General features: G+C 68.5%; 22 protein-coding genes. 9 read left to right on the top strand and 13 right to left on the bottom strand.

Annotated elements, in window-relative coordinates:
- Positions 1-4: 4 nt before the first annotated feature.
- The 3 genes from JOE46_RS19115 to JOE46_RS19105 form a co-directional block, all read right to left on the bottom strand.
- Positions 5-940: a DNA-3-methyladenine glycosylase gene (locus tag JOE46_RS19115; RefSeq protein WP_097213474.1), complete on the bottom strand. Its 936-nt coding sequence runs from the start codon at positions 938-940 to the stop codon at positions 5-7.
- A gap of 59 nt (positions 941-999) precedes the next feature.
- A complete protein-coding gene (locus JOE46_RS19110) occupies positions 1,000-1,374 on the bottom strand; it encodes a nuclear transport factor 2 family protein (RefSeq protein WP_097213475.1) in 375 nt (124 codons plus the stop codon).
- A 102-nt stretch (positions 1,375-1,476) separates the two neighbouring features.
- Positions 1,477-1,989, bottom strand: coding sequence for an Lrp/AsnC family transcriptional regulator (locus JOE46_RS19105; protein WP_077040068.1), 513 nt, complete (start codon positions 1,987-1,989; stop codon positions 1,477-1,479).
- A 162-nt stretch (positions 1,990-2,151) separates the two neighbouring features.
- On the opposite strand from JOE46_RS19105, the gene JOE46_RS19100 reads away from it, so the two are divergent.
- The 3 genes from JOE46_RS19100 (at position 2,152) to JOE46_RS19090 (ending at position 8,286) form a co-directional block, all read left to right on the top strand.
- On the top strand, positions 2,152-5,619 hold the full coding sequence (locus JOE46_RS19100; RefSeq protein WP_209928124.1) for an indolepyruvate ferredoxin oxidoreductase family protein: 3,468 nt from the start codon (positions 2,152-2,154) through the stop codon (positions 5,617-5,619).
- Positions 5,620-6,030: 411 nt separating this feature from the next.
- The gene (locus JOE46_RS19095) at positions 6,031-6,534 is read left to right on the top strand and encodes a DinB family protein (RefSeq protein ID WP_209928123.1); all 504 of its coding nucleotides are present in this window, start codon (positions 6,031-6,033) and stop codon (positions 6,532-6,534) included.
- A 66-nt stretch (positions 6,535-6,600) separates the two neighbouring features.
- Positions 6,601-8,286, top strand: a complete 1,686-nt coding sequence (locus JOE46_RS19090; RefSeq protein WP_097213478.1) for an HNH endonuclease signature motif containing protein — start codon at positions 6,601-6,603, stop codon at positions 8,284-8,286.
- A 28-nt stretch (positions 8,287-8,314) separates the two neighbouring features.
- Here the strand turns inward: JOE46_RS19090 and JOE46_RS19085 are convergent, their stop codons facing one another.
- The 6 genes from JOE46_RS19085 to JOE46_RS19060 form a co-directional block, all read right to left on the bottom strand.
- Positions 8,315-8,548, bottom strand: coding sequence for a PaaI family thioesterase (locus tag JOE46_RS19085; protein WP_097213479.1), 234 nt, complete (start codon positions 8,546-8,548; stop codon positions 8,315-8,317).
- Between the two features lie 85 nt (positions 8,549-8,633).
- Positions 8,634-9,617: an NADPH:quinone oxidoreductase family protein gene (locus JOE46_RS19080; protein WP_209928121.1), complete on the bottom strand. Its 984-nt coding sequence runs from the start codon at positions 9,615-9,617 to the stop codon at positions 8,634-8,636.
- A 47-nt stretch (positions 9,618-9,664) separates the two neighbouring features.
- Complete coding sequence (locus JOE46_RS19075; protein WP_257017709.1) at positions 9,665-10,693, bottom strand: phosphotransferase family protein; 1,029 nt, start codon at positions 10,691-10,693, stop codon at positions 9,665-9,667.
- Between the two features lies 1 nt (position 10,694).
- Positions 10,695-11,921 carry an acyl-CoA dehydrogenase family protein gene (locus tag JOE46_RS19070; protein WP_209928120.1) on the bottom strand — a complete coding sequence of 409 codons (1,227 nt, stop codon included), beginning with the start codon at positions 11,919-11,921 and terminating at the stop codon, positions 10,695-10,697.
- Positions 11,922-11,965: 44 nt separating this feature from the next.
- Positions 11,966-12,784, bottom strand: a complete 819-nt coding sequence (locus JOE46_RS19065) for an SDR family oxidoreductase (RefSeq protein WP_097213482.1) — start codon at positions 12,782-12,784, stop codon at positions 11,966-11,968.
- Positions 12,785-12,910: 126 nt separating this feature from the next.
- Complete coding sequence (locus JOE46_RS19060) at positions 12,911-13,588, bottom strand: TetR/AcrR family transcriptional regulator (protein ID WP_245221111.1); 678 nt, start codon at positions 13,586-13,588, stop codon at positions 12,911-12,913.
- A 109-nt stretch (positions 13,589-13,697) separates the two neighbouring features.
- On the opposite strand from JOE46_RS19060, the gene JOE46_RS19055 reads away from it, so the two are divergent.
- The 3 genes from JOE46_RS19055 to JOE46_RS19045 all read left to right on the top strand — a co-directional run bounded on the left by JOE46_RS19055 (position 13,698) and on the right by JOE46_RS19045 (position 16,148).
- The gene (locus JOE46_RS19055) at positions 13,698-14,222 is read left to right on the top strand and encodes a MaoC family dehydratase (RefSeq protein ID WP_097213484.1); all 525 of its coding nucleotides are present in this window, start codon (positions 13,698-13,700) and stop codon (positions 14,220-14,222) included.
- A complete protein-coding gene (locus JOE46_RS19050) occupies positions 14,219-15,220 on the top strand; it encodes an oxidoreductase (RefSeq protein WP_097213485.1) in 1,002 nt (333 codons plus the stop codon). Before JOE46_RS19055 ends, JOE46_RS19050 begins: the two co-directional genes overlap by 4 nt.
- Positions 15,221-15,284: 64 nt before the next feature.
- Positions 15,285-16,148 (top strand): amidohydrolase family protein, encoded by an 864-nt coding sequence (locus JOE46_RS19045; RefSeq protein WP_257017714.1) that lies wholly within the window; start codon positions 15,285-15,287, stop codon positions 16,146-16,148.
- Here JOE46_RS19045 and JOE46_RS19040 read toward each other — a convergent pair whose 3' ends face one another.
- The 3 genes from JOE46_RS19040 to ald all read right to left on the bottom strand — a co-directional run bounded on the left by JOE46_RS19040 (position 16,149) and on the right by ald (position 18,825).
- Complete coding sequence (locus JOE46_RS19040; RefSeq protein ID WP_097213542.1) at positions 16,149-16,760, bottom strand: ribonuclease H; 612 nt, start codon at positions 16,758-16,760, stop codon at positions 16,149-16,151. It abuts the gene before it with no gap.
- An 80-nt stretch (positions 16,761-16,840) separates the two neighbouring features.
- On the bottom strand, positions 16,841-17,641 hold the full coding sequence (locus JOE46_RS19035; protein ID WP_097213486.1) for a crotonase/enoyl-CoA hydratase family protein: 801 nt from the start codon (positions 17,639-17,641) through the stop codon (positions 16,841-16,843).
- Between the two features lie 56 nt (positions 17,642-17,697).
- Positions 17,698-18,825 carry an alanine dehydrogenase gene (ald, locus tag JOE46_RS19030; protein WP_097213487.1) on the bottom strand — a complete coding sequence of 376 codons (1,128 nt, stop codon included), beginning with the start codon at positions 18,823-18,825 and terminating at the stop codon, positions 17,698-17,700.
- A 121-nt stretch (positions 18,826-18,946) separates the two neighbouring features.
- On the opposite strand from ald, the gene JOE46_RS19025 reads away from it, so the two are divergent.
- Complete coding sequence (locus JOE46_RS19025; RefSeq protein WP_097213488.1) at positions 18,947-19,462, top strand: Lrp/AsnC family transcriptional regulator; 516 nt, start codon at positions 18,947-18,949, stop codon at positions 19,460-19,462.
- 1 nt (position 19,463) lies between these two features.
- Here JOE46_RS19025 and JOE46_RS19020 read toward each other — a convergent pair whose 3' ends face one another.
- On the bottom strand, positions 19,464-21,230 hold the full coding sequence (locus JOE46_RS19020; RefSeq protein ID WP_097213489.1) for a cholesterol oxidase substrate-binding domain-containing protein: 1,767 nt from the start codon (positions 21,228-21,230) through the stop codon (positions 19,464-19,466).
- A 188-nt stretch (positions 21,231-21,418) separates the two neighbouring features.
- On the opposite strand from JOE46_RS19020, the gene JOE46_RS19015 reads away from it, so the two are divergent.
- The gene (locus JOE46_RS19015) at positions 21,419-23,641 is read left to right on the top strand and encodes an MMPL family transporter (protein ID WP_097213490.1); all 2,223 of its coding nucleotides are present in this window, start codon (positions 21,419-21,421) and stop codon (positions 23,639-23,641) included.
- Between the two features lie 164 nt (positions 23,642-23,805).
- A complete protein-coding gene (locus tag JOE46_RS19010) occupies positions 23,806-24,444 on the top strand; it encodes a YdcF family protein (protein WP_077040051.1) in 639 nt (212 codons plus the stop codon).
- Positions 24,445-24,539 lie beyond the last annotated feature (95 nt).

Genomic DNA, 24,539 nt, shown 5'->3' with positions numbered 1-24,539 from the left:
GAACTCAGCGCCCGCGGTGATCGGTGATCGGGGTGCGCGGCCCGAACTTGGGCTTGACCGCCTGGCCGCTCACCTGGAGCAGCCGGACCACCCGATGCCGGTGTGGCCGCACCGATTCGAGGTACTCGACCATCCCCGCGTCGTCCAGCGGGCGCCCGAGCAGCGACCACCCGACGATCGCGGACAGATGGAAGTCCCCCACCGAGAGCGCGTCGGCGTCGCCGAGGGCCCGCTGGGCGACCTCCGCCGCCGTCCACTCCCCGATCCCCTGGACCACCCGGAGCCGGGCCGCGGCGTCCGGTGCCGACATCGCTGCGGTCTCCTCCAGCCGGTTCGCCACGGCCGCCGCCGTGACGATCGCGCGGGAGCGGCGCGGATCCACCCCAGCCCGATGGAACTCCCAGGACGGGATCCGGCGCCACACCTCGGCCGGGGGCGGCACCCGCATTCCCTCCGGCGCGGGGCCAGGCGCGGGCGCGCCGTAGTGGGCGACCAGCCGCCGCCAGGACGCGCGGGCCGCGACGGTGTGCACCCGCTGTTCCAGGATCGCGGGCACCAAGGCCTCGAAGACCCGGCCGGTTCGGGGGATCCGGAGCCCGGGGAAGCGCCGATGGGCCTCGGCCACCTTGGGGTGCTCGGGCGCGAAGTCGGCGGTGTCGTCCGACTCCCCCAGCAGGCCGGCCAGGGTGGTCTCGAACTCCGCCGCACCCGGGCCCCAGGCGCGGCACGACACCGACGTCGCGCCTGCCTGGATCAGCCGATAGGTCACCGCGCCGGTCGGCATCAGCGAGGTCCGCCAGAGCGCGCCGTCGGCGGTGGTCCGGTGACAGGGGTCGTACCGGCCGCGGCCGAGCGGGGCGAGAGTGCCGGCCAGCGCCAGCGGTCGAGCGCTGACCAGCGTCGTCTCCACCACATCGGGATGCGCGGCGGGGATGGTCATCCTCTGACCATAGGTCGCCGTCAGCCGGCTGACGCGCGTGACCTCACGACCCGAGCCCGCTAGCGGGAACCGAACACCTTCTCGTACTTGACCGTGTCGCCCGCGGTCTGGATCTTGACGGCCTTCCCGTCCCTGAACGTGAGGGCATCGGCGGCGTCCCAGCTCTCCCCGCCCGCGGTCACCTGGGTCAGCACCACGACCCTCTCGTCATCGCCGAAGAAGTGCTGGGGCTTGGTCGCCAGGGCCTTCTCGGCCAATTTCATCCACAGTCCGCCGACCTCGGCCTTGCCGTGGTAGGTGCCACTGACCGCGCTGTCACCGGGCACTATCCACTCGATGTCGTCCGCGAGGGCTTCCATCGCCGCCTCAGCGTCCCCGGCCGAAAAGGCCGCGTATCCCTTCTTCGTGATCTCGATGTTCTGTTCAGCTGACATGAGACACCTCCCGTGTCCTGTCGTCCTCATATGAGACCGACAGGTCCAGTCAAACAACGGGCATCCAGCATGTACATGTCATCCACCGATTGGTCGTATCCGTCAGCCGTCGCCTCGGTACGACGCAGCCGACCGACCGTGGCCCGCCTCGCGGGTGATGTGATCGACCAGCGGCTGCGTCCGGTATTTCACCGGCGTCGTCAGCGCGAGCGTGGTGGTGGTGTGCGCGACGCCGTCGAGGCCGAGGATGCTCTCGAGCACGTGCAGCAACTCCTCGTGCGAGGGCGCCGCGATCCGGATCAGCAGGTCTTCTCGACCGGTCGTGGTGTGCACCTCCAGCACCTCCGGGACCCCGCGCAGGTCCTCGATGACGTCCTTGATGCGGCCCTGTTCCAGCTCGGCACCGACGAAGGCCTGCACCGGCAGCCCGAGGGTGGGCAGGTCGACGTCCGGGCGGTACCCGGTGACCACTCCGGTCTCCTCAAGGCGCCGCATCCGAGAGGCGATGGTGTTCCTGGCGACGCCGAGGCGGGCGGCCAGCTCCATCACCCCGGCGCGCGGATCGTCGGTGAGCAGTTTGAGCAGCGACGCGTCGAGTCGATCGATGCTGATCACAATGTCGACCTCATTCCAGTGTTGTGGGTCACAACTGATCATATCTTTCAGCTCAATTAGCGGGTGTTGACGGTCACACCACCTGGGCAAATCATTGCTACACCTGATGCCCGATTTATGCGCGCAACGTGATCCGATGCGGCGAAGAAACGGTGGACCGCGATGACTGAACTGGCCGATCGTCCCGTCACCCCGACGGCGGCGCTGCCCGCTCCCTACGACCTCGACGACCGTTACCGGTCCGGGTCGGGCCCGGTGCTGCTGACCGGCGTCCAGGCGATTGCGCGCCAGTTCGTCGAGCAGCACGTCCACGACATCCGCGCGGGCCGACGGGTCGCGACCTTCGTCTCCGGCTACCAGGGCAGCCCGCTCGGCGGCGTCGACAAGATGCTGCACGGGATGCCTCAGGTGCTCGCCGAGCACGACATCACCTTTGTGCCCGGCTTCAACGAGGAGCTCGCCGCCACCGCCGTCTGGGGCAGCCAGGCTGACCTTCCCGCTGGGCAGGCGACGCACGACGGCGTCATCGGTGTCTGGTACGGCAAGGGCCCCGGCGTCGATCGCGCGACCGATGCCCTGCGGCACGCGAACATGTACGGGGTCAACCCCAAGGGCGGCGTGCTGCTGCTCGTCGGCGACGACCCCGCCTCCAAGTCGTCCACCGTCCCCGCGGTCAGCGAACGGTCCCTCGCCGCGCTTGGGATTCCGGTGTTGTTCCCCCGCAACGCCGAAGAGATGATCACGATGGGCATGCACGGCGTCGCGCTGTCGCGCGCCTCCGGCTGCCTTGTCGCCCTCAAGGTCGTCGCGGACGTCGCGGACGGCGCCTGGACGGTCGACGGCCGGGTGTCGAACATCGACATCACCGTCCCCGAGATCGAATGGGACGGTAAGCCGTTCGTCTACAAGCAGCGCCCGATGGCGGTGCCGACGGACAGTGTCATCGCCGAGGCCGACCTGTACGGGCCCCGCTGGGAGGTGGTGCGCGCGTACGGCGAGGCCAACGATCTCGATGTGATCGAGGTCGACCCCACCGGCGCGACGATCGGCTTCGCGGCCACCGGCACCACCTTCGACTCGCTGCGCCAGGGCCTGCTCGACCTCGGCGTCGACGAGGCCGCGCTGCACCACGCCGGGATCCGGCTGCTGCGCATCGGCATGCCAACCCCGCTCGGCGCGAAGAAGGTCCGCGAGTTCGCCGCGGGACTCGAGCAGCTGATCGTGGTCGAGGACAAGACGGCCTTCATCGAGACGCAGATCCGCGAGATCCTCTACGGCAGCGAGCACACCCCGCAGATCCTCGGAAAGCGCGATGCCGCGGGCAGGCCGCTGATGCCCGTCGACGGCGAGCTGACCGCCGGTCGGCTGCTCGGCCCCCTCCGCCGGGTGCTCAAGAACCGGGTGGAACTGAAGAAGGCTCTGCCCCCGCAACTCTCGCTCGAGGTGCTCTCCGCCACCCGCACCCCCTACTTCTGCAGCGGGTGCCCACACAACCGATCCACGGCTCTGCCCGAGGGATCGATCGGCGGCGGCGGCATCGGCTGCCACACCATGGTCACCATCTCCAATCGCGAGGACAGCGCCGTCACCGGGCTGACCCAGATGGGCGGCGAGGGCAGCCAGTGGATCGGCCAGGCGCCGTTCACCGACGTCAAGCACCTGTTCCAGAACGTCGGCGACGGCACCTTCTTCCACTCCGGCCAGCTCGCCGTGCAGGCCTGCGTCGCGGCCGGGGTGAACATCACCTACAAGCTGCTCTACAACGACGTCGTCGCGATGACCGGCGCCCAGGACGCCGAGGGCGCGCTGTCCGTCGCGAAGCTCACCCACAAGCTCACCACCGAGGGCGTCAAGCGGATCATCATCTGTGCCGACGACCCCAAGCGGCACAACAAGAGACAGCTCGCCAAGGGCGTCAAGCTGTGGCACCGCGACCGCCTCGACGAGGCGCAGAAGGAGCTTCGCGAGGTCGAGGGCGTCACCGTGCTGATCTACGACCAGCATTGCGCCGCCGACGCACGCCGTCAGCGCAAGCGCGGCACCCTGCCGACCCGCAACACCCGCGTGATCATCAACGAGGCCGTCTGCGAGGGCTGCGGCGACTGCGGGACCAAGAGCAACTGCCTGTCCGTGCAGCCGGTGGACACCGAGTTCGGCCGTAAGACCCGAATCGACCAGACCTCGTGCAACACAGACTATTCCTGCCTGGACGGCGACTGCCCGTCGTTCGTCACGGTCGAGGTGGTGCCGGGCAAGAAGAAGTCCGCCCGGGTCGAGCGCCCCGTGCCGCCGCTCGTGGCCGAGCCGGATCTCGCCGAGCTGACCTCGACCCAGAACGTCTTCCTCGCCGGCATCGGCGGCACCGGCATCGTCACCGTCAACCAGGTGCTCGCCACCGCCGCCCTGCGCGCCGGCTACGAGGTGGAGTCCCTGGACCAGATCGGTCTCAGCCAGAAGGCCGGACCGGTGGTCTCGCACCTGCGATTCTCCCCGGGTGCGCTCGAGCCCTCGAACCGGCTGACGCCGGGCAGCGCCGACTGCATCGTCGCCTTCGACCTCCTCACCGCCACCGACAACAAGAACCTGGGCTACGGCAGCGCGGACACCACGGTCGCGGTCGCGTCGACCAGCCAGACCCCCACCGGCGACATGGTCTACGACAAGTCCGTCCGGTACCCGGACGAGCAGGGTTTGCTCGACCGCCTCGGCTCGGCATCCAAGTCGCTCAGTGCTTTCGATGCGTTGGCTGCCGCGCAGGAGTTGTTCGGCAACACCGCCGCCGCGAACTTCCTGCTGATCGGCGCGGCCTTCCAGAGCGGTGGCCTGCGGCTGCCCGCCGAGGCCATCGAGGAGGCCATCGGCATCAACGGCATCGCGGTCTCCGCGAACATCGACGCCTTCCGCTGGGGTCGAGTCGCGCTCGCCGATCCGGATGCGTTCGCCGCGGTCACCTCGCGGGTCGCCCGCACCCCCGCCGTCGCACCGGCACACCTGCTCGCCGACTCCACCTTCGACGGTGAGGTCCGCAGGCTCGTGGAGCTTCGCGCAGGCGAGCTGGTCGAGTTCCAGAACGCGAAGGTCGCGCGCCGGTACATCGATGCGGTGCAGTCCATCTGGACCGCAGAGCGTACGGTCACCGACCGGACGGAGTTCAGCGAGGCCGTCGCCCGCGGACTGTTCAAGTTCACCGCGTACAAGGACGAGTACGAGGTCGCACGGATGCTTGTCGATCCCGCCTTCCTCGAGGACGTCGCGTCCCAGGTCCCCGGCGGCGAGAACCTCACCTACAAGCTGCACCCGCCCGCCCTGCGGGCACTGGGCCGCAAGAAGAAGATCGGTCTCCGCCCGAAGTCGCATGTGGCACTGAAGATGCTGGCCAAGGGCAAGGTGCTCCGCGGGACCAAGCTCGACCCGTTCGGCTACGCCCACGTCCGCAAGGTCGAGCGCGAACTGCTGACGCACTACACCGCAATGGTGCTGCGGCTCGCGGACGAACTGGACTCGGCCAACTACGACAGGGCCACCACGATCGCCGCACTGCCCGACGTCGTCCGCGGCTATGAGGACGTCAAGCTCGGCAACGTGGAGCTCTACTGGGAGCAGCTGCGAGAGCTGGGAATCGAGCGGTAAACAACGGAGTTCCGCTCCAACAGAGGGCATCCGGTGGTCGACTTCCCCGACCGACCACCGGATGCCCTCTTTTGCGGTCCGGGTAGCAATCGGTGCGAACAACAACGAAGATGGTCCGAGCTGCCGATCGACATGCAGCACGGAATGAAACTCTGCGATATGCTGACCCCGGGCAGCAGCCCTCCTGACAGGCCTGAGCCACGGCGTTGACGCCGGCCCTGCCTCCTCTCCACGCTCCGCGCGCAATTCTCGCGACGAGCGGATCGATTGCCCTCCTTCTTCCCGGCCGTTTCCTGACACCGGACGCTTCGTGACTCTCCCGACACCAATCGGCGCTGCACCACCTTTGTGTCATTCAGCCCGACCGACACCCACCGCGACCTCAACCCACAACTAGATGGAGTGAAAACTATGACCACCGACCAGATTACCGACGACACCGAGCGAGCGATCATCGAGAACATGCTCGACAGCAACCGCGAAGCACTCATCGAGACCGCACGCGGCCTGTCTGACGCCGATGCCCGCCGACGACTCGTCACGTCGCTGACGACGCCGATCTCATTGATCAAGCATGCCGCTGCCGCGGAACGGATCTGGTTCCAACGGTTCTGGGCGGGACTCGAAGAATCCGAATGCGATGGATACTCGCGCCGCGACGAGGGCACCTTTGCCGTCGCCGACGACGAGTCGCTGGCAGACGTCATCGCCGAGTTCGAGCGCGCAAGCCAACGATCACGTGCAATCGTGTCCCGCTTCGACCTCGACGACACCAAGGACAATCCCCGCGAGGGAAAGGTCAGCATGCGATGGACGCTGCTCGCAATGATCCAAGAGTTCGCCAGGCACGCAGGTCACGGCGACATCCTCCGCGAACAGATCGACAAGCCCGTACTGCGTCAGCCGAACTTGTGACATTCGGCAGGATCCTTCGCCGGCAATCCCTGGATTCCGTAGGCAACCTTCGCTAGACTCGTACATATGTTCGATAGCGGGTCGGCATCGGGACTACTCGACGGCGTGCCGGATCATGAGCAACCGGCAACGCTGCAGGAACACCACGCCCACATCGCCCGCGAACAGTTCCGCGAGATCCATGCCCTCACCGCCCTCTACCTCACCCGCTGCGAGGAAGACGCCCGCCGCGGCAAGAACGAGGCCCACCATGGCGAATTCGCCCACGTCGAGATCGCCGCGATCCTGCACGTCACCGAAGGCGCCGCCGCCCGAATGATCGACCTCGGCTGCGAGCTTCGCTTGCGCCTGCACCGGGTCTCGGCCGCGTTCGCCGCGGGCACGATCGACCTCACCCAGACCCGCGCCATCGTCGACGCCCTGGCGAACGTCTCCGACGACAAACTCGACGACATCGAGAACCGACTGCTGTCCGACGGCGATCACCTGACCTCGACCAAGCTCAAGCAACGCGCACGGCGGTTGATCGCCCGATACGACCCCGACGGGGTCCACCGACGCCGCGAACGCGCCGAAGAGGATCGCGACGTCCGCACGCACGCCTCCGACGACGGCATGTCCACCTTGGAAGGACTGCTCCCCACCGTCGGTGCCCAACGCCTGTCCATGCGGCTACGCGAGATGTCGCTGCAGGTGTGCGCCGACGACCCCCGCACCCACGCCCAGCGCCGCGCCGACGCACTCATCTCCCTCACCGACGGCGCAGACCACCTGCCCTGCCACTGCCGACGCGAGCACTGCACCGCCACGAAGGTGACGGGACGACTAGGGACCGAGGACGTCACCACACGCGCACCACGGGAGAAGGCCACGATCATGGTCGGTGTCTCCGCCACCACCCTGCTCGGCCTCGACGACCTCCCGGGATACCTCCACGGCTACGGCGCCATCGACGCAGACCTCGCCCGCGACATCGCCGCCGACGGCACCTGGAAGCAGGTCCTGACGCTGGCCGACAAGGATCGCGCGCGCCTCATCGAGAATCTCCTCGATGAACTCCGTGCTGCCGCACCCGAACTGTTCGACGGCACAACAGAAACCGACGGACCATGCGTCTCCGGGCGCAGGGTCGCCACCGCCCCACACGGACCGATCCTCGGGGTCGGCAAAGCTCTCATGGCCGCAGGCATCACCCCGTCCAGCATCCGCAACCGGAGCAAGATCTCCCGCGAGGCCCGCACCTACCAACCCAGCAAACGCCTCGCCGAGATCATCCGCACCCGCGACGGCACCTGCCGCTTCCCGAACTGCACCGCCCGTGCGCAGGACTGCGACCTCGACCACACAATCCCCTTCGACCACACCAACCCGGCGAACGGCGGGCTGACCGTCGAACAAAACCTGGCCTGCCTCTGCCGAAAACACCACCGCCTCAAGACCGAGGGCTATTGGACCGTCACACAACTCGGATCCGGCCTACTCCGGTGGACCGACCCATACGGCTCCATCACCGTCACCGAACCGAACGGCCCCTTCACCGACCCGGACGACGAGCACAACCACGACCATCACGACACTGCGGACGACTTCACGCTCCGCGACCTCGCCTATAGCAACAGCGGCCGCACCGTCGAGAACGACCTCGCCTACTTACTCGACAGCCACGTGCCACCAGGCACACGGCACCCCGAACCCCGCAACCCGGCAGGACCGATCCTCGTCATCGACCTGGACGAACCACCGCCGTTCTGAACGCGAATCCCGTTGCACTACAGAGAATTCAGGCAGGTACCGCCAATATTGTTGTGCCCGTCGCGACGAGCTTGCTCGCTCCGTCGCGCTCCGCATACAACTCGGCCGTGGTGAACACCTGCCGCTTGCCTGCTTTCACCACCACAGCGCGCGCGACGAACTCGTCGCCGACGGCCGGGGACAGAAAGTTCACCGAACACTGCGCGGCGAGCACCTGCCCGACTACTGTCGCCGCCGCGAAACCACAAGCGGTGTCGATCATCCCGCGGTCTCGTTGACGCCGCGCAGCAGCGTCAACGAGTCGATCGATTCGGGGTCACCGTCGGCCATCAGTCGTTCCTTCCGATTCAGGGCTGGAACACGATCCGTCCCACGGTGGTGCCATCGCCGAGCCTGCCGATGCCGTCCGCCACCTCGGTGAGCGAGAGCCGCTCGCTGATCAGCGGCTTGATCACCCCCTCGTCGGCGAGCCGGGTCAGCTCGATGTGGCAGTCGTCGATCGCCTGCTGGTTGTACGCCTTGTACAGGCCCCAGTGCAGCCCGATGATCGAGTAGTTCTTGATCAGCGCATGATTGAGGGCCGGCTGTGGGATGGTGCCGCCCGCGAACCCGATCACGATGATCCGGCCCTCGAAGGCGATGCACTTCGTGGACTTCGTGTACGCATCGCCGCCGACCGGGTCGAACACCACGTCCGCGCCGCGGCCGCCGGTGAAGTCCTTGACCGCCGCCACGATGTCCTCGGTGTGTCGGTCGATCACCAGATCCGCCCCGAGTCGACGACAGTACTCGGCCTTGTCGGGCCCGCCGACCACACCGATCACCTTCGCGCCTGCGGCCTTCCCCAACTGCACGGCCGCACTTCCCACCCCGCCCGCGGCGGCGTGGACCAGCAGGGTCTCGCCCGGCAGCAGCTGGGTGCGGCGGTGCAGCGCGAACCAGCCCGTCTGGTAGCCGATGCTCAGCGCGGACGCCTCGGCATCATCCAGAGCGGCGGGTGCGGGGAAGGTGTTCGACTCCTCCATGACCGCCAGCTCCGCGAACCCGCCACCCGGCAGGCTCGGGTTGCCGATCACCCGGTCCCCGACCGCGAACCGGGTGACACCCTCACCCACCGCGACCACCTCACCGCACAACTCGACGCCGGGGGTGAACGGCAGCGGCGGCTTGATCTGGTACTCGCCGCGGCACAGCAGCACGTCGGGGAAGTTCGCGGGCGCAGCCAACACCCGGACCATGAGCTGGCCGGGGCCGGGCGCGAGGTCGGCGACCTCCTCGAGCCTCAGTACGTCGCGGGGTTCGCCGAGTTCGTTGACGCGCCAAGCCTTCATGATGCCTCTCCTGAGAACTACGTCGATGGATGGTGGGTGAGAATCGATCAGATCCCGGCGTCCGTCGCGACGTCGCGGGCCTTGCGGACGAGCGCTTCGATCTGTTCGGCGGTGGGTGTGCCCGCGGCCGCCCTGTTCTGCGGGTTCTCCATGGCCCGGCGCATGACACCCTCGGCGATGACGGCGATCTTCCACAGGCCCAGCACATGCCAGAACTTCAACGCCTCGGCGTCTCGGCCGGTCTCCTCCAGGTAGAGCCCGGCGAGCTCCGCTCGGGTGGGGAAACCCGTCACCGTGGATGCCGGGAAGTCGCCGATCGCGTCCTCCCCGGGCTCCGGCCAGTAGGCGAGCATGCTGCCCATGTCGGCAAGGGGCTCGCCGAGCGTGGACAGCTCCCAGTCCAGTGCCCCGATCACCTCGCCGGTCTCGTGCGAGACGATCACGTTGCGCAGGTGGAAGTCTCCGTGCACCAGCGCGACCTCGCGCTGTTCCGGGACTGCCGCGGCCAGCCGTCTGGTCAGGTCGTCGAGCTCGGGCAGTTCGCGGGTCTTGGTGACCTCCCACTGGCCGGCCCACCGCTTGAGCTGGCGCTGGGCGTACGGCTTGTGGCTGGCGAGGTCGGTCAGGCCGGTCGCCTCGAGGTCCACGGCGTGGATCTTGGCCAGGGCCCGCGGCAGCGAGACCCCGATGTCCCTGCGACGCTGCGGGGCAAGCGATTCCACGATCGGCATGGTGTCGACGACCTGGCCGTCGAGGAACTCCATCAACACCAGCGGCACCTCGGATATCGATGGGTCCTGGGCAACCCCGAAGATCCGGGGCGTGGGCACCTCGGTCTCGGCGAGCGCGGCCATGATCCGCGCCTCCCGTGCCACGTCGTGTGCCGAGGCGAGCAGGTGCCCCAGCGGCGGGCGCCGCAGGACCCACCTGCGGTCCTCGGCATCCCGGACCAGGAAGGTCAGGTTCGACTGGCCCAGCCCGATCCGGTCGAAGCGCAGCGGGGCGGTGAATCCCACCCCGAGCGAGCCGAACCACCGCGTCACCGCGGCCGGGTCGAGTCCGACGGTCTCGCCCACCTCAGGCCCCGGCGGGCCGGTGGGCCCGGTACTTGCGCAGTTCCTGCTTCGCGATGGCCCGCTTGTGCACCTCGTCGGGCCCGTCGGCGAGGCGCAGGGTCCGCAGGTGCGCGTACGCCATCGCCAGCGGGAAGTCGTCGGTGACGCCCGCCCCGCCGTGCACCTGGATGGCCCGGTCGACGATCTTCAGGGCCATCTGCGGGGCGGCGACCTTGATCGCGGCGATCTCGGTGCGCGCCTCCTTGTTGCCCACCGTGTCCATCAGGTACGCGGCCTTGAGCGTGAGCAGGCGGGTCATCTCGATCTCGATGCGCGCCTCCGCAATCCAGTCCTGGATGTTGGAGCGGTCCGCGATCGGACGGCCGAAGGTGACCCGGGACTGCGCGCGCTTGCACATCAGTTCCAGCGCCCGTTCGGCCATCCCGATCGCCCGCATGCAGTGATGGATGCGGCCGGGGCCGAGGCGGGCCTGGCTGATCGCGAAGCCCTCGCCCTCACCCTTGAGCACGTCCTTGACCGGGACCCGCACGTTCTCGAAGGTGATCTCCGCGTGGCCCTCCCGATCGTGGTAGCCGAAAACCGGCAGGTTGCGCACGACGGTGACACCGGGTGCATCGATCGGCACCACGAGCATCGACTGCTGGCGGTGGATCTCGGCCGTCGGATCGGTCTTGCCCATCACGATCAGCACCCGGCAGTTCTGGTGCATTGCGTTGGAAGCGAACCACTTACGGCCATTGAGGACGAACTCGTCGCCGTCGCGCTCCATCCGCATCTCGACGTTGGTGGCATCGGAGCTGGCGACGTCGGGCTCGGTCATCGCGAAGGCGGAGCGGATCTTCCCGTCCAGCAGCGGCTTCAGATACTTCTCGCGGTGCTCATCGCTACCGAAGATCTCGAAGACCTCCATATTGCCGGTGTCGGGTGCGTTGCAGTTGCATGCCTCGGAGGCGAGGTGACTGCGACCCATGATCTCGGCCAGCGGCGCGTACTCCAGGTTTGTCAGGCCGGCCCCGGTCCCGGGATGCGGATGGAAGAGATTCCACAGTCCCCGCTTTCGCGCCTCGACCTTCAACTCCTCGATGATCGGCGGCTGGAAGTGGGGGTCTCCCACGGCCCGCATCTGCTCCTCGTAGACGGCTTCCGCCGGGTAGATATGCGAGTCCATGAACTCGAGCAGGTCGGCCCGGATCTTCTCGGCGCGGTCCGAGACATCGAACAGGGACATGTGAACTCCTGACAGGTGGGGAGGAAGGAATCGTGGAGGGGCGATCAGGCGCCCGGCAGCAGTCCGGCCTGGAAGCGCCGCATCCCACGCAACCACCGGTCGTAGTCGGCCCCCTTGCGGCGGTACATCTCGAGCACCTCCGCGTGCGGGAGGATCAGGAAGCGCTCCTCGTCCATCGCGGCGAGCACGTCGTCGGCGACCTGCGCCGGTTCGAGCACGTCGCCCGCGGAGGTCACGGCCCGCGTCGCCGCGACGCCTCGGGCGTCCCCGGATTCCTCCCCCTCGTAGAGCAGCTTCGTGTTCACGCCCATCGGGCACAGGCAGCTGACCCGGATCCCGCGATCGCCGTAGGTCACGTTGAGCCACTCCGCGAAGCCGACCGCGGCGTGCTTGGTCACCGAGTAGGTGGCGGAACCGATCTGGGTCAGCAGGCCTGCCGCCGACGCGGTGCTGACGAAGTAGCCCCCGCCCCGTTCGAGCCACTGCGGGACCAACAACTGCGCGGCCCGGATGTGGGCCCGCAAATTGACGTCGATCGACAGGTCCCAGTCACTCTCGGTCGCCTCCAGCCCAGGCGCGCCGCTGATCCCTGCGTTCGCGAAATACAGGTCCACCGGCCCGAATTCGGACTCGGCGAGCGAGATCAGTCGCTGGATGGCGGACGTGTCGGAGACGTCCGCGCCCGAGCCGACCGCGGAACCTGGGTGCTCGGCGTTGACACTCGCGGCGACGGCGAGCGCGGCGGCCTCGTCGAGGTCCGCGACGACGACCCTCGCACCCTCGGCGGCGAGCCGTGCGGCGAGCGCGCCACCGATACCGCCCCCGCCGCCCGTCACGATGGCGACCCTCTGCGCAACCTTCACAACGATTCCTCTTCCTCGCGGTGCGACCTGATCCGAGCGTTGTCGAACTGTATAGTTGAATTCGGACTCAGATTCAACTATGCGGCCCGTTTCACCCCTTGACCAGCAGAGAAGCGTGGTGCGGCGTCAGCCGCGGGGGGCGATGCGGAGCGCGTTCACCCACAGGCGGTTGGCGGTGTCGACTATGTCATCGAGGGACGCCACCTCGCCGCCGGTCACGAAATACCCGAACGCGAGGCGGCTGATCATGCCCGAGAGCGCCGACGACGCCAGCAACGGATCGAGATCCCGGTCCGCGAGTCCGCGTTGCTGCAGATTCGCGATGCTGCGGGCGTTGCGGCGGATGAACGCGTCGGCCCGCTGCTGCCGCAGCACCCGGAACTCTGGATCGATGCTGGCGACCTGTTCGAGCAGGCCCATCAGCTTCGCGTTGCGTTTGTAGGCCTCGAAGTACGCCCGATTGCTGGCCGCGATGATCGCGGCGGGATCGTCCTCGGCCGCCACGTGCGGCATGCCAGGGTGCATCATGTCCTCTTGCGCCAGCTCGAGAACCGCGGCGAAGATCTCTTCCTTGCTCGCAAAGTAGGTGTAGAACGTCCCGGCCGAGCACTTGGCCGCCTTGGTGATGTCTATCAGGCGGGTGTCGAGGTAGCCCGAGCGCTCGAACACCCTTCTTGCGGCCGCGATCAACGCCGCCCGGGTCCGCAGCCCGCGCTCGGTGACGGGTAGCTCACGAAGCAGACCCGACCGCGCCATCGACGGTGGCGCATCGTCGCGATCATCCCCGGAAACCGATCCTGACATGCCGTATTTATACGGCAACGCGGGTCGTCGCCGTGCGTGGCCTGCTCCCCTCCGGCGGCCCATACTGAGAGGAAGGCGTGATGCCACGCGGAGCATGGGAGCGACAGACATGACGAACTCGAGCGTCGACCCGGTCCGGCCGAGCACCCTCGCCCAGCTCACCGCGCTGATCGGGACCGTGCTCGGCCCCACCGACTGGCACGAGGTGACGCAGCAGCGAATCGACGCCTTCGCCGACGCCACCGGAGACCACCAGTGGATCCACGTCGACCCCGAGCGGGCCGCCGACGGCCCCTTCGGCACCACCATCGCGCACGGGAACTACAGCCTCTCGCTCGGCCCGTTCTTCACCGGGCAGCTGATCGCCTTCGACGGCTTCGCGCACGCGCTCAACTACGGCTACAACAAGGTCAGGTTCACCGCGCCGCTACCGGTCGGGTCCCGAATTCGCATGCGCGCCACCATCACCGCGGTACACGAGATCGCCGGGGGCGCGCAGGTCCTGAACAAGCTGACCTTCGAGCGGGAGGGCGCGGCAAAACCGGTCCTGGTCGTCGAGGCGGTGGGATTCCTCGCGGAGCGCAAGGAGAAGCCTGGCCCCGTGGTGGCGGACGCCCTAGGCTCGGAACGGTGACGACGACGTTCTCGGCCTACATCGCACGCGACCAGGACGGGGAGATCACGCTCGCCCCCGGCACCCTCGACACCGGTGCGCTGCCGCCCGGCGAGGTCACCATCAAGGTGCACTTCTCGAGCGTGAACTACAAGGATGCCCTCGCCGTGACGCCGCGGGGCGGGGTGGTGCGCGAGTACCCGATCGTCCCCGGCATCGACCTCGCAGGCGAGGTCGTCGCCTCCGACGACGACTCGTTCACACCCGGCGACCTGGTCCTCGCGCACGGATACGAGATCGGTACCGGGCGTCACGGTGGATATGCCGAGTTCGCCCGGGTCCCCGCCGACTGGGTGGTCCGGCTCTCGGACCTCTCCCCCCGCGATGCGGCGACCATCGGCACCGCGGGCTTCACCGCGGCGATGAGCGTGCAGGCCGTCCTCGACCGCGGCATCACCCCGGCCGACGGGCCCGTCCTGGTCACCGGCGCAAGCGGCGGCGTCGGCACCGTGAGCGTCGACCTGCTCGCCGCTGCCGGGTTCGAGGTGGTCGCGTCGACCGGCAAGCCCACGGCCGCGGACCTGCTGTCCTCGCTCGGCGCGGCGTCCGTCATCGGTCGGCTGCCCGAGGACCCGGACGCGAAGCCCCGCCCGCTCGGCAAGGCGGAATGGGCGGCCGCAGTCGACTGCGTTGGTGGCACGACGCTCGCGCACGTGCTCAGCACCGTCCGCTACGGCGGCGTGGTCGCGGCGAGCGGGCTGACCGGCGGATCTGCACTGCCGACCACCGTGCTGCCGTTCATCCTGCGCGGCGTCTCCCTGCTGGGCATCGACTCCGTGCAGCTGCCGATCGACAAGCGCCGTGCGCTGTGGGCTCGCCTCGCGAGCGATCTGCGTCCACGGCATCTGACCTCGATCGCGCACGAGGTGCCGATCCGGGACGTCTCCCAGGTGCTGGACCGGGTACGTGCCGGGACCTACACCGGCCGTGCCGTGGTCCGGGTCGACGGCGGATTCTGAGTGCCGAACCGGGCATGACAGGGTGGGTCACGTGATCGACGAACCCGAATCCCGGCAGGCCGACATCGACGCGGTGACCGCGTTCCGCGAGCAGTGGAACCTGCCCGGAATCGTCGACGTGCACACGCATTTCATGCCCAAGAACGTGATGGACAAGGTGTGGAGGTACTTCGACTCGGCCGGACCGTTGACCGGCATGGAATGGCCCATCGCCTACCGGCACGAGGAGGACGTCCGGCTCGACCGGCTGCGCTCCTACGGGGTCAGGGCGTTCACGTCGATGATCTATCCGCACAAGCCGCACATGGCGGCGTGGCTCAACGAATGGGCGGTCGAGTTCGCGGCCCGCAACCCCGACTGTCTGCACACCTCCACCTTCTATCCCGAGCCCGGTGCCGCCGAGTACGTCACCGCGGCGCTCGAGAACGGCACCCGGGTGTTCAAGTCGCACATCCAGGTTGGCGACTACGCCCCGAACGATCCGCTGCTCGATGGCGTGTGGGGCGTCCTCGAGGACGCAGGCACCCCCATCGTGATCCACTGCGGGTCAGGGCCCGCGCCCGGACGCTTCACGGGCCCTGGACCGATCGCGGAGCTGCTGACCCGATATCCCCGGCTGCGTCTGGTCATCGCGCACATGGGCATGCCCGAGTACGCGGAGTTCCTCGAACTCGCCGAGCGCCACGACCGGGTGCTGCTCGACACCACGATGGCGTTCACCGACTTCATCAACGATGCCGCGCCGCTGCTGCCTGCCGACCTTCCGCGACTGCTCGACCTGCAGGAGCGGATCCTGTTCGGCAGCGATTTCCCGAACATCCCCTACCCGTATGCCCATGCCCTGGAGGCGGTTTCTCGGCTCGACCTGGGTGCGGCGTGGGTCAGCGCCGTGTGCCACGGCAACGGTGCGCGGCTGTTCGACCTCTGATCAGAAGAGGGTGAGCGACTCGTCCGATTCGGAGACCTCGAACAGCGTCGGCTCCTTCTCGTTCGGGACGACGGTGTGCGCCGCCACCGACTTGGCTCGCGAGACCTTCTTCGCCGGCGACACCGGCGCGGAGTGCGTCGTGGCCTTCGCCCGCGGGGCGGGCGCAGGGGCGGAAGCGACGGTGGCCGCGACGGCACGAGCGGCCTCCCCGGCCAGCTTGTCCGCCTCCTCGTTGTAGTGGTTGCCGACGTGACCGCGGACCCAACGGAAGCGCACCGGGCCGGTCCGCTCGGCGATCGCCTCGTCGATGGAGCGCACGAGGTCCAGGTTCTTCACCGGTTCGCCGGAGGCGGTACGCCAGCCCTTGCGCTTCCAACCGGACACCCACTCCGAGGCACACTTGATCGCGTACTGGGAATCGGACTCGATCAGCATCGGCTCGTCACCCGGATGGGCCCGGATGGCCTCCAAAAGCGCACGCAGCTCGGCAATTTGGTTGGTGCCCGACCGTTCGCCGCCGGAGCGGCTCGGCCCCATGTGGTTGACCCACGCCCAGCCGATCGCGCCGCCGGGGTTGCGAAGGCAGGAGCCGTCCGTGCTGACGATGATCACGTCCGACACCTTACGGTGGCCCCCCGACATTGCGAAGGGCCCGCGCCGGGTCCGCGGCGGGCACCCGGCCCCTGGCCCGGCTACGCCCCGGTGAACCGCGGCGGCCTGCGCTCGAGCATCGCGGCCACCGCTTCCTGATGATCGTGCGTGTGGTGCGCCAGCGCCTGCATCGAGGCGGACAGCTCGAGCAGGCTCTCCAGGCTCTGGTGCTGCCCCTCGCGGAGCAGCTTCTTGGTCATCCGCAGGGCCTGCGGCGGGTTCGCCGCGACCCGTTCTGCCAGCGCACGGGCGGTCGACAGCAGCTCATGCGGCTCCACCACCCGGGAGACCAGGCCCCACTCGAGGGCGGTCGCGGCGTCGATCGCGTCGCCGGTGAAGGCCATCTCGGCGGCCCGCGCCTGCCCGACCGCGCGCGGCAGGAACCAGGCACCGCCGTCGCCCGGGATGATGCCGAGCTTGACGAAGCTCTCCGCGAAGGTGGCCGTGGTCGCCGCGATCCGCATGTCGCACATGAGTGCAAGGTCACAGCCCGCCCCGATGGCCGGGCCGTTCACCGCGGCGATCACCGGCGCCTCGCAGTGATAGAGCGCCCGGGGGATCCGCTGGATGCCGTGCCGGTAGCCGCCGCGCAGTTCCACGGGTGAGCCGCCGAACATGCCCTCGCGGTCGCGCATGTGCTTGACGTTGCCCCCAGAGGAGAACGACGGCCCGGCCGCGGTCAACACCACCGCGCGCACTGTCACGTCCCGATTGACGTCCGCGATCGCCGCCTCGAAGGCCTCGATCATGTCGGGCTCGGAGATGACGTTGCGGGTCTCCGGACGGTTCAGCGTCCACGTGACGATGTCCCCGTCCCGCGCCACCACGATTGCCTCGGTCACTGCGCACTCCTTCCGGTCGCGGCCAAGGGTAGGCGGTGCGCGACCGTGCGCGTGTCCTACCCCAGGTCGGGTGTGACCCGCGCGCCGTTGGCGAAGCCGCGATAGCCGTGCGCGTCCGCCACCGCGGTGGAGAGCACCTCGCCGTCGTGGGTACTCAGCCCGGCGGCCAGCGCCCGGTCGGCGGCGGTTGCCCGGCGCCAGCCCAGTTCCGCGATCTCGAGGACGTACGGGAGGGTGGCATTGGTCAGCCCGAAGGTGGAGGTACGGGGCACCGCGCCCGGCATGTTCGCGACGCAGTAGAAGACGGAGTTGTGTACCCGGTAGGTGGGGTCGGCGTGGGTGGTCGGACGCGAGTCCTCGAAGCACCCGCCCTGGTCGATCGCGACGTCGACCAGCACCGAACCCGGCTTCATCCGGGACACCAGTTCGTTGGACACCAGCTTCGGCGCCCTCGCCCCCGGCACCAGCACCGCGCCGATCACCAGGTCCGCGCCGAGCACCGCCTGCTCCACCTCGAAGGCGTTGGACACCACGGTCCGCAGCCGTCCGTTGTACCGGTCGTCGAGCTCGCGCAGCCGCGCGACGTTCAGGTCCAGGACGGTGACATCGGCGTGCATCCCGACGGCCATCGCCGCCGCGTTCTGGCCGGCCACCCCGCCACCCAGGATCACCACGTTGGCCGGGCGCACCCCGGGCACGCCGCCCATCAGGACGCCGCGGCCGCCGGAGCTGGCCATCAGGTGGTAGGCGCCTGCCTGGGGCGCGAGCCGCCCGGCGACCTCGCTCATCGGCGCGAGCAGGGGCAGGGAACCGTCGGGGGCCTGCACGGTCTCGTAGGCGATCGCGGTCGTCTTCGCCGCGATCAGCGCGTCCGTGCACTCCCTCGAGGCCGCCAGATGCAGGTAGGTGAACAGCACCAGGTCAGGACGCAACCGCGAATACTCTTCCGCGATGGGCTCTTTCACCTTCAAGAGCAGCTCCGCGGACGCCCAGACATCGTCGGCGTCGGCCAAGATCTGCGCGCCGGCCGCGCGGTAATCGGCGTCGGCGAAGGAAGAACCGGCACCGGCCTCCTGCTCGACGAACACCTGGTGGCCGCGGGAGACGAGTTCGTGGACGCCTGCGGGTGTGATGGCGACCCGGTACTCGTGGTTCTTGACCTCGCGGGGGATTCCGATCCTCATGACACTTCCTCGGGTTTCGGGGGCGGTTCGGTGTGGGTGAGCGTGATCGACGCTGGGTCAAGTATGAATTTTCCTCGATTCCATGCACAGATTTGTGCTGATAATTCTTTAGAATCGGCACATGGTTGCGGAATCTTCGACTCAAGGCACCTCACGGGGTGCCCGCCCGAACGATGTTCGGGCGGTCAGGCTCGACGAGATCGATCACGTCCTGCTCGCCCAGCTCACCCGCGATGCCCGCACCCCGAACAACGCGCTCGCCGACCTGGCCGGGATCGCGCCCTCCACCTGCCTGGCCCGGGTGCGCGCGCTGGTCGAGAAGGGCGTCATCCGGGGCTTCCACGCCGACATCGACCCGGCGGCCCTCGGACGGGACCTCGAGGCGATGATCTCCGTCCGGCTGCGCGCCGACGCACGCCCACACATGGCGCAGTTCGCGGAACGGATGTCCGCGACGCCCGAGGTGCTCGACGTCTACTTCATCGCGGGAGCCGACGACTACCTGCTCCACGTCGCGATGCGCGACACCGGCGCGTTGCGCGACTTCGTGCTCGACCACCTGTCCGCGCGCCCGGAGGTCGCGGCGACCGAGACGATCCTGATCTTCGAGCACATCCGGCCCAGGTCGGGCCGGTAGCTCATGGCAGCAGTCTGTCCAGGAAGCCGTTGCTGAAGATCCGGTGCGGGTCATGCGCGTTGTATGCGGCGCGTGCCGTGTCCCAGTTGTCGCCGGAGGGCACCCCGTCCCGGTAGGTGTCGGGGATGACGGAGTCGATGGACGGCCCGTCGGAGTGCCCGGCCCGGTCGGTGAACGCCCAGCCCTTGGCCCATTCCGGCCGGAACGTGGCGTAGTCGCCGCTGTAGTTCTCCCTCATGAACAGTTCCATCTCGCGGAAGTACGCGGCCTGGCCCGGCGTGCCGGGCACGCCGACCACGTTCATCCAGATGGCGGTGTCCCACTCGGGGTGGTCGGGTCGGGGACGCAGCGCCGAGATGGTCGGCGCACCAGCGCTTTCCACCGTCACCTCGCCTTGGTCGTCGAGCCCACACAGTCGCACCTCGAAGGGCCCGTTGATCGGATACCGGCCTTCGGCCCGCAGTTCCTGCTGACGCCGGTGATGCCAGCCGGTGAACTCGTTGATCACCCGGGCGATGTTGGACCTGCGGGTGATCACCACACCGCCGCCCGCGTTCATCCGCAGGGTCGTCGCGCGGAGGTAGAACAGCACGTCCTTGGACCAGCCCCACAGGTCGGCGGTCCCGGTGGTGCCGAGACCGGACGCGATGGTCGCGAACTGCGCCTGCCCGAACAACGGTGTGGCGCTGCCGATCCCCCTGGTGATCAGCCCGAGTGGATCGGTGACCGCCTGTGGGAGGTTGTCCGAGTACCAGTAGTTGTAGGGCCCCGTGACCTCCCGGGACTGCGGCGGCTTGACCGGGGTTGGCGTCCACACCTTGAGCCACGGCGTCTCGGTGAAGGGGAACCAGATCGCCTCGACACGACCCGAGCGGGCCACGTAGCTCTCGAAGGTCCGGCCCGGTGACCCTGCCGGGGCGAACAGTTCGCGCCACGGGATGTCGGTGACGGACTCGCAGCGGAGCCGGTAATTGGGTCCGGCCTGCAGCGTCACCGAGGTGACGAAGGACCGGCCGAGGTGGGTGAGCAGCGGCCGGATGGCCGCGTCGGCCCTGCTGAACTCCCGCAGCTCGTACCGACCGGCAGCCTCGTCCCAGACCACCGCGGTCATCGCGGTCACCAGGTTGCTCAGCGACCCGAACGATGCCCCCGGGAGCGCGGATTCGCCGTCCGCGGGCAGCGTGGCCCCGTGCGCGTCGATCGCGAGCACCCCCGCGATGGTGAGCCCACCGATCGCGGGTGCGTTGGCCCAGCCGAGTCCGTGCGCCTGCAGCTCGGTGAGGATCGTCTCGACGGTGGCGCCCGCGCCCGCGGTGACCGTGGCACGACCCTCGGCGGCGCCGACGGCGTCGACCGCGATGGCGTTCAGTCTCGCCATGGTGTCCACCAGCAGCACCCGGTCGACGTTCTGGCCGGCCTCCAGGGTCAGCGGGCTCCACCCGTGCATGGTCCCTCGCGGCCGCAGTCGGTAGCCGTTGGCGTGTGCCCAGTTCGCGAGCCGGACCACGTCCTGCGCGTCCCGGGGCGTACAGGTCCAGACCTGGTCGAAGCGGATCTCCTGTGCCCAGTTCTCGTAGCCCTGCTGAACGAGGGCGATGCCGTCGGGGAAGTCGGGAGGTGTGGGCAGCGTCGCCCTGGCGTCGCCGAACGGGATCGCCTGCGCGGGCGTCCAGCCGAGTCCGGCGAGGGCGGCTGACCCCGCCACGGCGGTCAAGAAGCCTCTGCGCGAGACGCCCCCCGTCTGTTGATCCGAACGACCTGCGGTCATCGACTCTGTCCCCTCTCTCTGTGGTGGCGCGGTCGGCGCGCCGGAGCGAGGACCAAGTTAGAACATGTTCCCGTCACTGTGTCGGGAAACGTGAATCGGTCCGGGGAATCCCGGATCCCCCGACCCACCCCGTGGTCTACTTGAACCCGTTGGAGACCTGCGATGACGGGCATTCTCGAGGAGAACCGATGGCCGAACTCGACATCAGCGACGAGCCTTCGACGGTGACGCCCCGGAAGCCCCGGCGCGGCTGGCCGGTGTTCACCGTCATCGCGATCGCGCTCATCGCCTTCCTGGCCGGCGGCGTCGGCGGCTCATTCCAGGGCAAGCTCGCCGAGGTCCAGAAGAACGACAACGCCAGCTATCTGTCCGCCTCCGCCGAATCGACCATCGTCGCCGACGAATCCGCGAAGTTCGTCACGGTCGAGACCATCCCGGGATTCGTCGTGTTCCACCGCGACGGGCCGTTGACCGAGCAGGACAAGGAGTCGATCGCCGACGCCGCGACGGCGGTGACGCAGGTTCCTGGTGTCGACAAGACCGGCATGGCCCCGGTCCAGTACTCCGAGGACGGCACCACCGCGGCCCTGTTCGTGCCGCTGGTGGCCAAGTCCGACGGCACGCAGGTCCAGGGCGATGTCCTCGCCGAGACCGAACAGCATGTGATGGACGCGGCCCGCTCGGCCGCCGCCGCCGAACTCGAGGTGCTGCCAGCGGGCCCAGGCGGGCTACTCGTGGCGTTCATCGACGCCTTCCAGGGACTCGACGGCGCGCTGCTCGGCGCGGCCCTCCTCGTGGTGATCCTGATCCTGCTGGTCGTCTACCGCTCCCCGGTCCTCTGGATCTTCCCGCTGCTGTCCGCGATGCTGGCGCTCGGCCTCTCCTCGATGGTCATCTACTTCCTCGCCAAGCAGGACATCCTGACGCTGACCGGCCAGAGCCAAGGCATCCTGATGGTCCTCGTGCTGGGCGCTGGTACCGACTACGCGCTGCTGCTGATCGCGCGGTACCGGGAAGAACTTCACGCGTACCCCAACCGGTTCGACGCGATGATCCGGGCCTGGCGCGAATCGGCTCCCGCGATCACCGCTTCCGCGGTGACCGTCATCCTCGGACTGCTGTGCCTGACCTTCTCCGAACTGAACTCGAACAAGAGCCTCGGTCCGGTCACCGCCATCGGCATCGCCTGCACCTACCTGGTGATGATGACGTTCCTCCCCGTGGCGCTGGCGACCGCGGGCCGGTGGGTGTTCTGGCCGCGCGTGCCGCACGTCGACCACGCCGCCGATCTCACCGCGCACGGCATGTGGGGCCGGATCTCCACCGCTGTCGGCAACCGGGCCCGGCCCGCGTGGATCGGCACCACCGTGCTGTTGATCGCGCTGTGCGCCATCGGGATCGGCAGCCTACAGACGGATGGGCTCACCTCAACCGAGAACTTCACCAACAACCCCGAGGCCGCCCAGGGTCAGGCGATCTACGATGCCAAGTTCCCTCAGGGCACCGGCGCGCCGGCCGTCATCATGACCGACGCCGACGCCGCCGAGCAGGTGATCGCCGTCGCGGGCGGGGTCGAAGGTGTCGCAACGGCCCCGGGTTCGGTGTGCCTGCAGATCGACTACGCCAAGGTTGCGGGGCTGAACCTGGGCACCGGCGCCCCCGCGGCCGCGCCGACCGGCTGCCCGCCGCCACAGCTGACCGTGCAGCCGATCGACGGCCGCACCGTTGTCACCGCCACGCTCGCAGACTCCTACGACTCACCGGAGGCGTTGGAGACCATCGAGCGGCTGCGCACCGCGGTGCACGCCGTCCCCGGCGCCGACGCCCTGGTGGGCGGGAACTCCGCGGCCACCCTGGACGTGCAGACCGCCTCGGTGCACGACAGGAACCTGATCATCCCGATCGTGCTCGTGGTGATCTTCCTGGTGCTCGCCATCCTGCTCCGGGCGCTGCTCGCGCCGCTGATCCTGATCGCCACCGTGGTGCTCTCGTTCGCAGCCACACTCGGCGTGTGCGGGTTCTTCTTCACCCACGTGTTCCATTTCGCAGGCGCCGACCAGGCCTTCCCGCTGTTCGCCTTCGTATTCCTTGTCGCGCTCGGCATCGACTACAACATCTTCCTGATGACCAGGGTGCGGGAGGAGTCGCTCACCCATGGAACCCGCTCCGGGGTGCTGCGCGGGCTGGCCGTCACCGGTGGCGTGATCACCTCCGCTGGTGTGGTTCTCGCCGCGACGTTCGCGGTGCTGGGTGTGCTGCCGCTGGTGTTCCTCGCGGAGATCGGGTTCGCGGTGGCCTTCGGCGTTCTGCTCGACACCATCATCGTGCGCAGCGTCCTGGTTCCCGCCCTCTCCTATGACATCGGCAAACGAATCTGGTGGCCGTCGGCGCTGGCGAAGGCCGAGGACTGAAACGCCGAGGACGTCCTAACCGACATCTTGCGGTATCGCGTGTTTGAATGGCGGTCGGAGAGTGCAGATTTCCGAAAGCCCCAACACGGATACGGGTCCTAGTCCAGACTGAACCCCGTTCGTCACCTCCTGCGGGGGAGGAGCCGTTCGTCCAAAGGAGTGTCATGTCGTTTCGTTCGCCGTCTCTGCTCGCCCGCAGGATCCTCGCCGCCACCGCCATCGCCGCGGCGGCGGGCGCCGTCCTGCCCGCCACGGCGAATGCCGACGTGACACCGACCACGCTGGTGAACGGCGTGCTCTCGACCGTCGGCGGCTGCCAGACACCCTCTCGCGATGCGATCCTCGCCTGCACCCGGTTCGAGACCCTGACCACCCAGTTCCCGGTGGTCCTCGACCTGAATCCGTTCGGCACCAACATCGTGGCGCTCGGCGCGGGACTGTTCCCCAACGGCACGATGCGGCCGGTGCTCGAGTCCCGGATGCAGGCGACCCTGCAGGTCGCCCACCGCTACCCGCTGTCCCCGATCATCGTCAGCGGCGGCGTACCGCAGAACGGGATCACCGAGTCCCGCGCGATGCGCGACTGGCTGATCGGGCACGGCATCCCCGCATTCCGGATCACCGAGGAATACACCTCGCGCTCCACGGTCGAGAACGCGCGGAACACCAACGCGATCCTCGCTCAGCGCGGCGCCACCAGCGCCGTCGTGGTCACCTCGCCGGACCATCTGCAGCGCGCCATGGTCGACTTCCGAGTCGCAGTCGGCGGACGCATCCCGATCGCGGGCGTCGTCGCTCCCTGACCGTCAAACGAGTTTCCAGGATTCCGCACCGCGCCCTCGGCGCGGGTGGGAACCTGAATCGATGATCGCAATTGTCGATGGCGGACTGGGTGATC

Origin of the sequence: Rhodococcus sp. PvR099, assembly GCF_017833315.1 — a bacterium.
Classification (GTDB): Bacteria; Actinomycetota; Actinomycetes; order Mycobacteriales; family Mycobacteriaceae; genus Rhodococcus_G; species Rhodococcus_G oryzae.
The sequence above is the reverse complement of the archived record's forward strand: the minus strand, read 5'-3'. Positions and strand labels throughout refer to the sequence as shown.